This is a genomic window from Sphaerotilus hippei (assembly GCF_003201595.1).
Lineage (GTDB): Bacteria > Pseudomonadota > Gammaproteobacteria > Burkholderiales > Burkholderiaceae_C > Sphaerotilus > Sphaerotilus hippei.
This window is the reverse complement of sequence record NZ_QJJS01000007.1, coordinates 78,887-92,658: the sequence shown is the minus strand read 5'-3', so window position 1 is coordinate 92,658 and position 13,772 is coordinate 78,887. Positions and strand designations below refer to the sequence as shown.

Annotated in this window: 15 protein-coding genes and 2 pseudogenes; 11 read left to right on the top strand and 6 right to left on the bottom strand. The window is 70.5% G+C overall.

What is annotated here, in order from left to right:
• Positions 1–15 precede the first annotated feature (15 nt).
• The 3 genes from C7444_RS09445 to C7444_RS09435 all read right to left on the bottom strand — a co-directional run bounded on the left by C7444_RS09445 (position 16) and on the right by C7444_RS09435 (position 2,315).
• Complete coding sequence (locus tag C7444_RS09445) at positions 16–213, bottom strand: heavy-metal-associated domain-containing protein (RefSeq protein ID WP_110400605.1); 198 nt, start codon at positions 211–213, stop codon at positions 16–18.
• Positions 214–287: 74 nt separating this feature from the next.
• On the bottom strand, positions 288–1,523 hold the full coding sequence (locus C7444_RS09440; RefSeq protein ID WP_110400604.1) for a cyclic di-GMP phosphodiesterase: 1,236 nt from the start codon (positions 1,521–1,523) through the stop codon (positions 288–290).
• A gap of 138 nt (positions 1,524–1,661) precedes the next feature.
• On the bottom strand, positions 1,662–2,315 hold the full coding sequence (locus C7444_RS09435; protein WP_110400603.1) for a c-type cytochrome: 654 nt from the start codon (positions 2,313–2,315) through the stop codon (positions 1,662–1,664).
• Positions 2,316–2,521: 206 nt separating this feature from the next.
• Here C7444_RS09435 and C7444_RS09430 point away from each other — a divergent pair, with 206 nt between their 5' ends.
• The 3 genes from C7444_RS09430 to ubiA all read left to right on the top strand — a co-directional run bounded on the left by C7444_RS09430 (position 2,522) and on the right by ubiA (position 6,964).
• Complete coding sequence (locus tag C7444_RS09430) at positions 2,522–3,454, top strand: LysR substrate-binding domain-containing protein (protein ID WP_110400602.1); 933 nt, start codon at positions 2,522–2,524, stop codon at positions 3,452–3,454.
• Between the two features lie 197 nt (positions 3,455–3,651).
• A complete protein-coding gene (locus C7444_RS09425; protein ID WP_170130692.1) occupies positions 3,652–6,051 on the top strand; it encodes a putative bifunctional diguanylate cyclase/phosphodiesterase in 2,400 nt (799 codons plus the stop codon).
• Between the two features lie 37 nt (positions 6,052–6,088).
• Positions 6,089–6,964, top strand: a complete 876-nt coding sequence (gene ubiA, locus C7444_RS09420; protein ID WP_110400600.1) for a 4-hydroxybenzoate octaprenyltransferase — start codon at positions 6,089–6,091, stop codon at positions 6,962–6,964.
• A gap of 10 nt (positions 6,965–6,974) precedes the next feature.
• Here the strand turns inward: ubiA and pdxA are convergent, their stop codons facing one another.
• Entirely contained in the window at positions 6,975–8,033 is a 1,059-nt protein-coding gene (gene pdxA / locus C7444_RS09415) for a 4-hydroxythreonine-4-phosphate dehydrogenase PdxA (protein WP_110400599.1), read from the bottom strand.
• A 47-nt stretch (positions 8,034–8,080) separates the two neighbouring features.
• On the opposite strand from pdxA, the gene hisI reads away from it, so the two are divergent.
• The 7 genes and pseudogenes from hisI (at position 8,081) to tatC (ending at position 10,837) form a co-directional block, all read left to right on the top strand.
• Positions 8,081–8,473, top strand: coding sequence for a phosphoribosyl-AMP cyclohydrolase (hisI, locus tag C7444_RS09410; RefSeq protein WP_110400598.1), 393 nt, complete (start codon positions 8,081–8,083; stop codon positions 8,471–8,473).
• Positions 8,470–8,820, top strand: coding sequence for a phosphoribosyl-ATP diphosphatase (locus C7444_RS09405; RefSeq protein WP_110400597.1), 351 nt, complete (start codon positions 8,470–8,472; stop codon positions 8,818–8,820). Before hisI ends, C7444_RS09405 begins: the two co-directional genes overlap by 4 nt.
• A 22-nt stretch (positions 8,821–8,842) precedes the next feature.
• Complete coding sequence (locus C7444_RS09400; protein WP_110400699.1) at positions 8,843–9,190, top strand: histidine triad nucleotide-binding protein; 348 nt, start codon at positions 8,843–8,845, stop codon at positions 9,188–9,190.
• 40 nt (positions 9,191–9,230) lie between these two features.
• A complete protein-coding gene (gene tatA / locus C7444_RS09395) occupies positions 9,231–9,470 on the top strand; it encodes a Sec-independent protein translocase subunit TatA (RefSeq protein ID WP_110400596.1) in 240 nt (79 codons plus the stop codon).
• A gap of 32 nt (positions 9,471–9,502) precedes the next feature.
• Positions 9,503–9,728: pseudogene (tatB, locus tag C7444_RS20990) on the top strand (Sec-independent protein translocase protein TatB); the annotation flags it as partial.
• Positions 9,729–9,826: 98 nt separating this feature from the next.
• Positions 9,827–9,985: pseudogene (gene tatB, locus C7444_RS20985) on the top strand (Sec-independent protein translocase protein TatB); the annotation flags it as partial.
• 45 nt (positions 9,986–10,030) lie between these two features.
• Positions 10,031–10,837 (top strand): twin-arginine translocase subunit TatC, encoded by an 807-nt coding sequence (gene tatC / locus C7444_RS09385; RefSeq protein ID WP_110400594.1) that lies wholly within the window; start codon positions 10,031–10,033, stop codon positions 10,835–10,837.
• 36 nt (positions 10,838–10,873) lie between these two features.
• Here tatC and C7444_RS09380 read toward each other — a convergent pair whose 3' ends face one another.
• Entirely contained in the window at positions 10,874–12,046 is a 1,173-nt protein-coding gene (locus C7444_RS09380) for a S1C family serine protease (RefSeq protein ID WP_110400593.1), read from the bottom strand.
• Positions 12,047–12,077: 31 nt separating this feature from the next.
• Here C7444_RS09380 and C7444_RS09375 point away from each other — a divergent pair, with 31 nt between their 5' ends.
• On the top strand, positions 12,078–12,815 hold the full coding sequence (locus tag C7444_RS09375; RefSeq protein WP_245909486.1) for a Nif3-like dinuclear metal center hexameric protein: 738 nt from the start codon (positions 12,078–12,080) through the stop codon (positions 12,813–12,815).
• Positions 12,816–12,855: 40 nt separating this feature from the next.
• Here the strand turns inward: C7444_RS09375 and C7444_RS09370 are convergent, their stop codons facing one another.
• Positions 12,856–13,725: a DODA-type extradiol aromatic ring-opening family dioxygenase gene (locus C7444_RS09370; RefSeq protein WP_110400591.1), complete on the bottom strand. Its 870-nt coding sequence runs from the start codon at positions 13,723–13,725 to the stop codon at positions 12,856–12,858.
• Positions 13,726–13,772: the final 47 nt, after the last annotated feature.

Here is a 13,772-nt window from a genome sequence, read left to right as displayed (position 1 = left end):
GCCGGGACCGGTCGATCAGGCGTCGGCCGGCGGGTAACCCTCTTCGGTCAGGGCGGCACGCACGGCCGCCTCGCTGGCACGGGTCTGGATGGCGACCCGGTGCTGCGGCAGGTCGAAGCGCAGTTCGGCCTGGCCGTCGAGCGCCAGCACCGTCTTCTCGACCGTGGCCTTGCAGTGGCCGCAGGTCATGTCGGGCAGGGTGAGTTCAAGCATGGGCAATCCTCGGGGTGGACCGTGAGACACCCGCACAGGTTAGCGCCGGCCCGGTGCGCCGGCCATGACCGCCATCACACCGGCTGGGCACGCACCCGCTTGGGCTCGAGCCAGAGTTCGTCGAGGTCCTTGAATTTCCACTTCTCGGTCGATTCCACCGACAGGATGCGATCGGGCGACCGCCCGGGCCCCAGGTCGATCACCTCGGGCGGGATGCGCATCATCGACTTGGTCGAGAAGAACACCTTGACCCGCGGCGCCAGCAGCGACTGCTCGTTCTGGTCCATCACCACGCCCAGGCGCCCCGACTGCAGCCGCACCAGCGAGCCCATCGGGTAGATGCCCACCGTCTTGACGAAGGCCTGGAAGATGATCGGGTCGAAATGGCCCTTCCACTGCGCCATCTGCCGCACCGCCTCGCCCGGATCCCAGGCCGCCTTGTAGGGTCGCGCCGAGGTGATCGCGTCGTAGACGTCGCACACCGAACCCATGCGCGCGTGCAGGCTGATCTGGTCGCCCGCCAGGCGGTGCGGATAACCGGTGCCGTCGATGCGCTCATGGTGGTGCAGGCACACGTCCAGCGCCACCTCGGAGGAGCCGCCTTCGGTCAGCAGCATCTCGTGGCCGAACTCCGGGTGGCGCTTCATCAGCGTGAACTCGTCGTCGGTCAGGCGGTCGGGCTTGTTGAGCACCTCCAGCGGCACCCGGGCCTTGCCCATGTCGTGCAGCAGGCCGGCCAGGCCGAGCTGCTGCAGCTCGGCCTGCGGCAGGCCCAGCGTGCGCCCCAGCGCCACCATCAGCGTGCAGACGGCCACCGAGTGCAGATAGGTGTATTCGTCCTGGCTCTTGAGCCGCACCAGGCTGGCCAGCGCCCCGCTGTTGCGCGACACCGAGGCGATGATGTCGTCGACCAGCGCCGCGCAGCCCTCGGTGTGGATGGCCTGCCCCATCCGGGCCTCCTGGAAGAGGCTCTGGACCTTGACCTTGGCCTGCTGGCAGATCTGCGAGGCGCGGCTGAACTCTTCCTGGGCCGAGATGCGCTGCTCGGGCAGCGGCGTGGTGACGGCCACGACCAGCTCCTCCTCGACCTCGGAGGCCACCTGCTCCTGCGACAGGCCGCCGTCGACGTCCAGGCCCTTGCCGGTGTCGATCCAGAGCTCGCCGATGCCGCAGTCCTTCAGGCGCTGCAGGTCCTGCGGGTCGCTGAGCAGGAACTTGCTGCGCCAGAACGGGTGATCCATCCACGAACCGCACAGTTCATGGACGTGCATGCCCAGTCGGAGCTGGTCCATACGGATACGTTTTAGCATCGACACGCTGCAGGCGCTGATCGCGCACTCCCTTCAGGACGAGGAGTATCAAGCACGCCGGACCGCTCCCGGACACTGCTCGTGTGCAGACACGCACGCTATCGCGCAGAAAGATCGCCGGGGCGGGCCCACGGCAGCTCAACGGAATTTGGCGTTCGGTACCGTCTGGAGTTCTCCGGGCAGGCTGGCGATGTAGGTCGACAGCGCCTTCAGCTCGGCCGGGGTGTAGGGCTTGGCCTGCGCGGCCATGATCGCGTTGGCCCGACCGACCTGCGGATGGTTCTCGACCCGGTAGGCCCGCAGCGCCGCGTAGAGGTAGTCGCCGTGCTGGCCCGCCAGCTTGGGGTAGCTGGCGTCGATGGGCTTGTTCAGGCCCTCGCCGTGGCAGGCCGCGCAGTTGCCCCGCTTGAGCAGGTCCGCCACCTGGGCGTCGGGCGCCGCGGCGGCGGCCGGCGGGGGCGCGGCCGGCAGCTGGGCGGCATAGAACGCGGCCAGGTCCTCGATGTCCTGATCGCTCAGCGAGCCGGCGATGCTGCGCATCGTCGGGTGCCTGCGATCGCCCTTGCGGTAGGCCTGCAGCGCCGCGCTCAGGTAGCGGGCGCCCTGCCCGGAGATCATCGGCACCTGGTAGACCTCAGGAAAGCTGGCCCGGTAGCCGACGATGCCGTGACAGCCGATGCACATCGCCGCCTTGGACCGACCGGCGGCCGCATCACCGGACGACTGGCCCCACGCAGCGGAGGTCGCCGCCAGGACCGCACAGACAAGGACGTGTTTCATGGACTGATTCATGGCGCTGGGGCAATCGAAGATCAAGTCGGATGCAGTCCAGTTTAGGAAGTCTTGCTGCGGCCTGACAGGCGGAAAACACCCAGTGCAAATCCGGGCTGGCCGATACTCGGGACCTGCAGCCGGGTGGTCAGCGGCCGCAGCCGCCGGTTTATTGACGACAATCCGGCGGCACCAGTCTTGTCAACCAGGGATATTGGACGGCGACGATGACCCTCACCGAGTTGCGATACATCGTGGCGGTGGCGCGCGAGCGCCATTTCGGCCGCGCTGCCGAAGCCTGTTTCGTCTCGCAGCCGACCCTGTCGGTGGCGATCAAGAAGCTCGAGGAGGAACTCGAGGTCAAGCTGTTCGAGCGGGGCGGCGCCGAGGTCAGCGTCACGCCGCTGGGCGACGAGATCGTGCGCCAGGCGCAGGCCACGCTGGAGAGCGCCGCCTCGATCAAGGAGATCGCCCGCCGCGGCAAGGATCCGCTGGCCGGCCCGCTGCGCCTGGGCGTGATCTACACCATCGGCCCCTACCTGCTGCCGGCCCTGGTGCGCCAGACCATCGACCACCTGCCGCAGATGCCGCTGATGCTGCAGGAGAACTTCACCGTGCGCCTGCTCGAGATGCTGCGCACCGGCGAGCTGGACTGCGCCATCCTGGCCGAGCCCTTCCCCGACACCGGCCTGGCAATCGCGCCGCTCTACGACGAGCCCTTCCAGGTGGCCGTGCCGCACCGGCATGCGCTGGCCGACCGCCCCAGCATCACCTCGGCCGAACTGAAGCAGGAGACGATGCTGCTGCTGGGCACCGGCCACTGCTTCCGCGACCACGTGCTCGAGGTCTGCCCGGAATTCGCCCGCTTCGCGAGCCATGCCGAAGGCATCCGCAAGAGCTTCGAGGGCTCGTCGCTGGAGACCATCAAGCACATGGTGGCCGCCGGCATGGGCATCACCGTCGTGCCCGGCCTGTCGGTGCCCCCGCCAGGAGCGCCCAGCGACGGCCTGGTGAACTACGTGCCGTTCGCCGATCCGGTGCCGACGCGGCGCGTGGTGCTGGCCTGGCGACGCAGCTTCACGCGCTACGAGGCGATCGCGGCCCTGCGCAACGCGATCTATGCGTGCGCATTGCCCGGGGCGACCCGCCTGAGCAGCTGAATTTCATGTTTCCCCCGATCCGGGCGCTCAAGGCCTGATCAAAACGACCGAAGTCAGAGGAGCCGGGGCACCGCATCGTGCCTCCATCTCCTCCGACCATGCCAGCGCCCACCTCCAGCCCCAGCTCCGTTTCACCGTCCCGCAAGAAACCCGCTCGCCGGGTGGGCGAACGACGCAAGGACGACCGCCGACGCGCGATGCTGACGTCCGACGAGTCGATCGCCTCCCTCGTGCGCAGCAAGCAGTACGACAGCGTGATGCGCTCGGTCCCGCTGGCCACCGCGGCCGTGGTGCTGAACTCGCTGATCGTCGGCGGCATGCTGTCGGGCGACCTGCCCGACCTGTGGCTGCTGTGCTGGACGGTGCTGACCGTGACGCTGGGCCTGTGGAACCTGCAGCAGTGGAGCGTCTGGCGCCGGCGCAAGCGCCCGGCCCGCGTGAGCAGCTCGCGCATGCACAAGCTCACGGTCGTCGGCGGCGTCTGGGGCCTGCTGTGGTCGGCGCTGCCGGCGCTGCTGCTGGCCCATGACGCCGACGGCCGCCACCAGGGCCTGCTGGTGGCCACGATCACCGTCACGCTGGGGGTCGGCAGCGTCTGCCTGGGCGGGGCGCCGCGCGCGGCCTATGCCTACGTCGCCGCGATGAGCCTGGGCGCGCTGACCGGTTATGTCGCCAGCAGCGGGGCGCTGCAGGTGCTCGGGCCGCTGCAGTGGCTGCTGTATGCCGGCCTGATCATCACGGCGGTGCGGGCGGTCAACCTCAATGTGCACGCCCGCATGAATGCCGAGGTGCGCGCCGACCACCAGAACCAGCTCATCGGCCTGCTGCTGCGCGACTTCGAGGAACAGGGCAGCGACCTGCTGTGGGAGATCGACGCCAGCGGCCGGCTCTGCCATGTGAGCGAGCAGCTGGCCGTCTCGCTGGGCAGCAAGGCCGAGCTGCTGAACGGCCGCTCGCTGCTGGCCATGCTGGGCGAGCTGCAGACCGACCTGCGCGAGGCCGACCGCGAGTCCGCCCACACCCTGCACCAGCGCCTGACCGAAGGCCAGCCCTTCCGCGACGTGATGCTGCCGATGAAGGTCGGCGGCCAGCAGCGCTGGTGGTCGGTCACCGCCAAGCCGGTGGTCGACGAGCGCGGCACGGCGCTGGGCTGGCGCGGCGTGGCCCGCGACGTGACCCAGGCGCGCATGGCCGACCGCCGCCTGGCCTGGCTGGCGCACTACGACACGCTGACCGGCCTGACCAACCGGGCCCATTTCCGGGTGCTGCTCGAGCAGGCGCTGCAAAACTGCCGGCGCCTGAAGACCGCCGGCGCGGTGATGTGCCTGGACCTGGACAACTTCAAGGGCGTGAACGACACCCTCGGCCATCCGACCGGCGACGCGCTGCTGATCGAGGTCGGCCGGCGCCTGAAGGAAGCCGTCGGCAAGGCCGACGTGGTCGCCCGGCTGGGCGGCGACGAATTTGCCGTGCTGCTGCGCACGACGGGCGAGGAGGTCGAGGTCAGCGCCGTCGCGCAGCGCATCCTCGACGCGCTGCGCGAGCCCTGCATGGCGCTGGGCTCGACCGTGCCGGTGCGCACCAGCATCGGCGTGGCCCGCTTTCCGCAGGACGGCACCAGCGTCGACGAGATGATGCAGCACGCCGACCTGGCGCTCTACGATGCCAAGGCCAACGCCACCGGCACGATGCGCTACTTCGTGCAGCGCATGGGCGAGCAGGTGCGCCGCCGGCTGGTGCTCGAGCGTGACCTGCGCGATGCGCTCGAACTCAACCAGCTCAGCCTGCACTACCAGCCCAAGGTCGACCTGGCGACCTGGCGCATCATCGGCTTCGAGGCGCTGCTGCGCTGGCAGCACCCGCAGCACGGCAACATCCCGCCGTCCGAATTCATCACCGTGGCCGAAGAATGCGGCCTGATCCTGTCGATGGGCGCCTGGGCGCTGCAGCATGCCTGCGCCGAGGCGGCGACCTGGCCGGAGCACCTGCAGGTGGCGGTCAACATCTCGCCGCTGCAGGTGATGACCGAGGACCTGCCCGCCACCGTCGAAGGCGCGCTGCGCCTGAGCGGCCTGGCACCGCACCGGCTCGAGCTGGAGATCACCGAGTCGGTCTTCATCAACGAGACCCGCGGCACCGTCAACCGGCTGCACGCGCTGCGCAAGCTCGGCATCCAGATCGCGCTGGACGACTTCGGCACCGGTTATTCGTCGCTGGCCTACCTGCGGCGCTTCCCCTTCGACACGCTGAAGATCGACCGGGCCTTCGTGCGCGAGCTGCTGATCAGCCGCGACGCCCGGGCCATCGTGCGCAACATCCTGGCGCTGGCCAAGTCGCTGCGCATGGCCACGGTGGCCGAGGGGGTGGAGGAGCCGGCCCAGGTCGCGGTGCTGTCGGCCGAAGGCTGCGACATCGTGCAGGGCTACTTCGTCGCCCGCCCGCTGCCCGCCCACGAGGTGCTGCCCTTCGTGCGCCAGTTCCGCGAGCGCTCCCGCCCGCACATGCCCACCGGCTTCCACCTGGGATCGACCGAACACGCCACGCTGGCCGGGGCGACGACGCTGTCGAGCGTGACCCAGCCGGCCACGCTGGCCTGAGCGCCGGGGCGGGCGGGCGACGCCGGATAATCCGGCCATGGACACGACCGACCCGGCCCCCTCCCGCCTCTCGCTCTGGCTCGACCTGATCCGCTGGAACCGCCCCGCCGGCTGGCTGCTGCTGCTGTGGCCCACGCTGTCGGCGCTGTGGCTGGCCGCCGGCGGCTTCCCGGGCCTGCACCTGGTGCTGGTGTTCACGCTGGGCACGATCCTGATGCGCAGCGCCGGCTGCTGCATCAACGACGTGGCCGACCGTGAATTCGACCGCCACGTGAAACGCACCGCCCGGCGCCCCGTCACCAGCGGCGCGGTGTCGGTCGGCGAGGCCCTGAAGCTGGGCGCCGCGCTGGCGCTGCTCGCTTTCCTGCTGGTGCTGAGCACCAACACGCCGACGATCCTGTTCTCCCTTGCCGCGCTGGCCATCACCATCGCCTACCCCTACGCCAAGCGCTGGGTCTCGATGCCGCAGGCGGTGCTGGGCGTGGCCTTCGGCTTCGGCATCCCGATGGCCTGGAGCGCGGTGACCGGCACGGTGCCGGTCGAGGCCTGGCTGCTGTGCCTGGGCAACCTGTGCTGGGTGCTGGCCTACGACACCGAATACGCGATGGTCGACCGCGACGACGACCTGAAGATCGGCATCCGGACCTCGGCGATCACGCTGGGCCGCTTCGACGTGCCCGCGGTGATGGCCTTCTACCTGCTGTTCGTCGCGCTGTGGGCGCTGGTCGGCGCCCGGGCCGGGCTCGGCCTGCCCTACGCGCTGGGCCTGGCGGCCGCGCTGGTGCAGGTGGGCTGGCATTTCCGGCTGATCCGCGACCGCAGCCGCGACGGCTGCTTCCGCGCCTTCCGGGAGAACCACTGGATCGGCTTCAGCGTGTTCGCCGGCCTGGTGGTCGACCTGCTGCTGCGCTGAGGCGGCCCGTTCAGCCCGGCTGCTGCAGGCGGCGGGCCATCTGCAGCGCCGCCTGCAGGCTGGACGCATCGGCCAGGCCCCGACCGGCCAGGTCGAAGGCCGTGCCGTGGTCGGGGCTGGTGCGCACGAAGGGCAGCCCCAGGGTCACGTTGACCCCATGCTCCACGCCCATGTACTTGACCGGGATCAGCCCCTGGTCGTGGTACATCGCCAGCACCAGGTCGAACTCGCCGCGCCGGGCACGCATGAAGACCGTGTCGGGCGCATGGGGCCCGCGGGCGTCGATGCCCTCGCGGCGGGCCTGCTCGATGGCCGGGGCGATGACGTCGATCTCCTCGCGGCCGAACAGCCCGCCCTCCCCGGCATGCGGGTTCAGCCCGGCCACCGCGATGCGGGGCGACGGCTGCCCCCAGCGGGCCGCGCTGGCGTGGGCGATGCGCAGCGTCGACAGCACGGCCGCCTGATCCAGCCGCTCGATCGCCTCGCGCAGCGAACAATGGACCGTGACCAGCACGGTCTTGAGCTCCTCGTTGGCCAGCATCATGCGCACGTCGGCCGGCACGCCGTGGCGCGCGCTCTCGGCGGCGAGCATCTCGGTGTGGCCCGGGTAGGGCTCGCCGGCCGCCGACAGCGCCTCCTTGTGCAGCGGTGCCGTGACGATGGCCGCCACCCGCCCGGCCATGGCCAGCGTGACCGCCTCGCGCAGGCACAGGGCGGCGGCGGCCCCCGCACGCGCGTCGACCCGGCCCCAGGGCAGCGCGGCCAGTCCGTCGGGCAGGCCGGCGGGCTCCAGCACCGGCAGCACGCCCGGGGGCAGGTCCTGCACATCGTCCGGCGACTCGATGCGGGCGATCACCAGCGCCGGCACCCCGGCGCGGCGGCGCAGCAGGCGCGCCGCGCGCTGCATCACCGCCACCGAGCCCAGCACCAGCACATCGGCCAGCGCACCGCGGCCGGGATCGTCGAGGAACAGCCGGGCGATGATCTCCGGCCCGATCCCCGCGACATCACCCTGGGTGATCACGAGGGGACGGGCAGCGGAGGCGAGAGGGCGGCGGGTCGTGCTCATGCCGCCATTGTCGCGGCTGTGACGCGAGCGATTGCTACACTGTCCGGATGGAATGGCTGGATCAGATCACGTGGACGAGCGACGGCCTGGTGCCGGTCATCGCGCAGGAGGCGACGAGCAAGGATGTGCTCATGTTCGCCTGGATGAACCGCGAGGCGCTGGCACGCACCGCCGAACTCGGCGAGGCCGTGTACTGGAGCCGCTCGCGCGGGCGCCTCTGGCACAAGGGCGAGGAGTCCGGCCACGTGCAGAAGGTGCACGAGATCCGGCTCGACTGCGACAACGACGTCGTGCTGCTGATGATCGATCAGCTCGGCCACGAGCCCGGCATCGCCTGCCACACCGGGCGCCACTCCTGCTTCTATTCGGTCCTGCAGGACGGCCGCTGGACCCCGGTCGACCCCGTCCTCAAGGACCCTGCCAGCATCTACCACCGATGAACGCTCCCGAATCCCGTGACGACGTGCTGGCGGTGCTCGCCGAGGTGATCGCCTCGCGCCGCGCCAGCAGCCCGGACCAGAGCTATGTCGCCCGCCTGCTGCACAAGGGCACGGACGCGATCCTGAAGAAGGTCGGCGAAGAGGCCACCGAACTGGTGATGGCCGCCAAGGACGGCGAGGCCGACCAGATCATCTACGAGACCGCCGACCTGTGGTTCCACACGCTGGTGCTGCTCGAGCAGTTCGGCCTGAAGCCTCAGCAGGTGCTGGCCGAGCTGGCCCGCCGCGAAGGGGTGTCCGGGCTGGCCGAGTTCGCCGCCCGCAGCGCCCCGCCCCCTTCCCCCTGACCTCGCTCGAGAACCGATGACCATGCACAGCGATCCGGACTGCATCTTCTGCAAGATCGTCTCGGGCCAGATCCCGGCCGACAAGATCCACGAGGACGATGAGCTCATCGCCTTCAGGGACATCCGCCCGGCCGCGCCGGTGCACCTGCTGATCATCCCGAAGACCCACATCGCCGGGCTGGCCGACACCGAGGCCTCCCACGAGGCGCTGCTGGGGCGCATGATGACGCTCGCCCCCCGCCTGGCGCGGGAGCAGGGCGCCCTCGACGGCTTCCGCGTGGTGGTCAACACCGGCCGTGACGGCGGGCAGGAGGTCTACCACCTGCACCTGCACGTGATGGGCGGGCCGCGGCCATGGAAACACGGCTGACCTAGAATCATTTTTCCAACGACAGTTCAGGAGCAGCACCATGGGTCTGTCCACTACTCACCTCATCATCTTCCTGGTCATCATCGTCCTGATCTTCGGCACCAAGAAGCTCAAGAACATCGGCGCCGACCTGGGCGGCGCGGTCAAGGGCTTCAAGGACGGCGTGCGTGACGGCGACAAGGCCGCCGATCCCGCCGCCGCGACGACGACCGCCCAGGTCGCCGCCGACAAGCGCGCCGACGGCCAGACCATCGACGTCGAGGCCAAGACCCGTCAGTGACCGGTCCGAGTCCCCGCGTCTGAACGTCCGTCATGCTCGACATCGGCATCACCAAGATCATGCTCATCGGCGGCATCGCGCTGGTGGTCATCGGCCCGGAGCGCCTGCCCCGGGTCGCCCGCACCATCGGCACGCTGCTGGGTCGGGCGCAGCGTTATGTCACCGACGTCAAGGCCGAGGTGAGCCGCTCGATCGAGATCGAGGAGCTCAACAAGGTCCGCCAGGAGGTCGAATCGGCCGCCCGGGACGTGCACCAGTCGGTCCAGTCCGGCATCGAGAGTGCCAGCGAGGCGCTGGACCCCAACCGCGATGAGGATCACCCCGGTCCGTCCTCCGGCGAGTCGGAATGGTGGAACACCCCGACACCGGCCTACAAGCCCCCGCGCAAGAACTGGCGAGTCAAGCGGGGCGCGATGCCCCAGTGGTACAAGCAGCAACAGGGCGTCCGCCGCCATGTCCAGTCCGCCGCGGCCCGGGTGGCACGCCATCGCCCGCGGCCCGCACGACCCTTCTGACCGGTCGCCGCCGCCCGTCGGCGCGCGACGCTGACCCCCTCTGCCGTGAGCTCCTCTCCCCCCCCTCCCCATGACGGCCTGACCGGCACCGAACAGCCTTTCGTCAGCCACCTGATCGAGCTGCGCGACCGGCTGCTCAAGGCGGTCTACGGCATCGGCGCCGTCTTCGCGCTGCTCTGCCTGTACCCGGGGCCCTCCGGGCTCTACGACCTGCTGGCCCATCCGCTGGTGGCGGCCCTGCCCGCGGGCTCGAAGATGATCGCCGTGGGCGTGGTATCGCCCTTCCTGATCCCGGTGAAGGTCACGCTGCTCGCGGGCTTCGGCGTGGCCCTGCCCTGGGTGCTCTACCAGGTCTGGGCCTTCGTGGCCCCGGGCCTCTACCAGCACGAGCAGCGCCTGGTGCTGCCGCTGGTGGCCTCCAGCACGGTGCTGTTCTACACCGGCGTCGCCTTCTGCTACTTCTTCGTCTTCGGCCAGGCCTTTCCGGCCATCCAGTCGATGGCGCCGGAGTCGGTGGCGGTCAGTCCGGACATCGAGGCCTACCTCGACTTCGTCATCACGATGTTCCTGGCCTTCGGCATCGCCTTCGAAGTGCCGATCGCCATCATCGTGCTGGCCCGGCTGGGCGTGGTCAGCATCGAGCAGCTGCGCGAGTTCCGGCGCTATTTCTGGGTCGCCGCCGCCGCCGCCGCCGGCCTGGTGACGCCCCCGGACGCCGTGTCGATGGTGGCGCTGCTGATCCCGATGGGCCTGCTCTACGAGGTCGGCATCGTGGCCGCCCAGATGTTCATCAAGCACACCAAGGCACCGGACGCGACCAACCCCGATCCAGCCGATCCCGGCAAGCCCTGAGACCGGTACGGTCCGGCCCGCAGGCCGGACCCCGGCTCACTCGTCGGACGGGTTGCGACGCTGTGCCACCGCCTTGGGCCGCTGCGCCACCTTCACCTTGAGGTCGAGCGTCTGCTCGCCGCGGCGCACCTGGATGACCGCCGCTTCGGCCGGTCGCAGCGCCGCCACCGCATTGAGCAGCTGCGCCGTGCTGGCCACCGGCCGACCGGCCACCGACAGCACCACGTCACCGGGCTGCATGCCCGCCGCACTGGCCGGCCCGGCCTCCAGCACGCCGGTGATCAGCACGCCGTGATCGACCTTGAGCTTGAAGGACTCGATCATGTCGGCGGTCAGATCGCTGGGCTGCACCCCGATCCAGCCCCGCACCACCACGCCGTCGCGGATCAGCCCTTCCATGACCTGGCGCGCCGTGGTGACGGGGATGGCGAAGCCGATGCCCATGCTGCCGCCCGAGCGGGAGTAGATCGCGGTGTTGATGCCCAGCAGCTGGCCCGACGCATCGACCAGCGCCCCGCCGGAGTTGCCGGGATTGATCGCCGCGTCGGTCTGGATGAAGTTCTCGAAGGTGTTCAGGCCCAGGCCGGTGCGCCCGACCGCGCTGACGATGCCCGAGGTCACCGTCTGGCCGACGTTGAACGGGTTGCCGATGGCCAGCACCACGTCACCGACCTGCAGCGCGTCGGCATTGCCGAAGGTGATGGCCGGCAGGTCACGGGCGTCGAGCTTGAGCACGGCCAGGTCGCTGTCCGGATCGGTGCCGACGACCCGCGCCGGCGAACGCTGGCCATCGGCCAGCACGACCTGGATCTCCTGGGCGCCATCGACCACATGGTTGTTGGTCAGCAGGTAGCCGTCGGCCGACACGATCACCGCCGAGCCCATGCCCGAGCCCTGTTCGCCCTGGTCGCCGAAATGGCGCCGGAACCAGGGCTCGCTGCGCGAGCCGTCGCCGGCACCCGCGGTGCTGGTCACCACGCTGACCACCGACGGCGCGGCCCGGCGGGCGGCGGGGGCGTAGCTCAGCGCGGACGCCCCGGAGGCCGAGACGATCGGTGCGGCCGCCGCGCCGCCACCGCCGATCAGCACCGTGGTCGGGGCGCTGGCGCCGGAAGTGAGCAGCCAGCCCGGCTTGAGGGTCGACACGACGAAGACGATGGCCAAGGTGACCGTGACCGCCTGAGAAAATACCAGCCAGAGCCTGCGCATGAAGGAGAACGCCGTGGTGAGCCGCGATGAAATGAGCACTTCCCTGGATACCCTGCTGGAAGTGACCCGCTTTTCAGATTATGGGCCGAACGGCCTGCAGGTGGAGGGGCGCGCCAGCGTGCGCCGGCTGGTCAGCGGCGTGACCGCCAGCCGGGCGCTGATCGAGGCCGCCGTCGAGCGCGACGCCGATGCGCTGCTGGTGCACCACGGCCTGTTCTGGCGCGGCCAGGACGGGCGCGTGACCGGCTGGATGAAGCAGCGCCTGGCGCTGCTGCTGCGCCACGACATCAACCTGTATGCCTACCACCTGCCCCTGGACGCCCATCCCGTGCTGGGCAACAACGCCCAGCTGGGCGAGCGCCTGGGCCTGCGGCCCACGGGCACCTTCGGCGACAAGGCGCTGGGCTGGCTGGGCACGCCGGCCTCGGGCGTGGAGGTCGAACTGGCGACGTGGGCGCAGCAGGTGGCCACGGTGCTGCGGCGCCCCCCGATCGTCGTGCCGGGCGACGGCCGGCCGCTGCGCCGCATCGCCTGGTGCACCGGCGGCGCACAAGGCCACTTCGAGGCGGCCATCGCCGCGGGGGCGGACGCCTACCTGACCGGCGAGATCTCCGAGCCCCAGGCCCACATCGCGCGCGAATGCGGCGTGGCCTTCCTCGCCTGCGGCCACCACGCGACCGAGCGCTACGGCGCGATGGCCCTGGGCGCCCACATCGCCGCCCGGTTCGGACTCGAGCACGAGTTCATCGACCTCGACAACCCGGCCTGAGCCCCGGTGCGGCCGGCGGGCCTGCGCCCGCCTGCGCACGTCACGACGGCGATTGCAGCGCCCGCGCCAGGTCGGCGGCGGTCGCACCGAAGGCGTAGGCATCCATCGCGAGCACGCCTCCATCGACGCTGTCGTGCAGGCGCCGGCCCGCGACCTCGTGTCCGCCCGCACCGGCGGCCACATAGAACGGCAGCCAGTGCTCGTCGGTCGGGTGGTGGGCCACGGCACCGGGCGCCTGGCGGCGGTAGTCCCACAGCGCCGGCCAGTCCCGGGCCGCCACCCGGTCGGCCACCCACTGCTGGAAGGCCGACACGTCGGGCAGCACGTCCGCCCCATGGTCGGTCACGCGGCCGGCCGCCCGCACGGTCGTGAAATAACGCTGCAGGTTGTGGGTGAACGAGCCGCTGCCGATCACCAGCACGCCCCGGGCGCGCAGCGGCGCCAGCGCCTCGCCGATGGCCCACTGCTGGGCCGGGCTGGCAAAAGGCACCAGCGACAGCGGCACCAGCGGCACCTCGGCCCCCGGCCACAGGCGCTTGAGCGGGGTCCAGATGCCGTGGTCCACCCCCTCGGCGGCCTCGAGCGTGGCCGGGATGCCGGCGGCCTGCAGCAGCGCGAGCACCTCGGCCGAGCGCACCGGCGAGCCGGGCGCGTCGTAGCGCTGCCGATAGAGCTCGGCGGGGAAGCCGCCGAAGTCGTGGATGGCGCCATAACGCACCGCGCTGGAGACCATCGGCACCCGCGTGGCGGTGTGGGGTGACACCATCACGATCGCCTCGGGCCGCCCGAAGGTGGCCTCCAGCACCGGACCGAGCCGGTCCAGGAAACGGGCGGCGGGAGAGTCCTCGATGGCCAGCATCGGCGAGCCATGGGAGAGGAACAGCGAGGGGAGTTCGGGCCGTGTCTGCATGATGTCCTTATTGCAGCATGGGTCGTCGCTGCGGCGGTTCTGCGCAT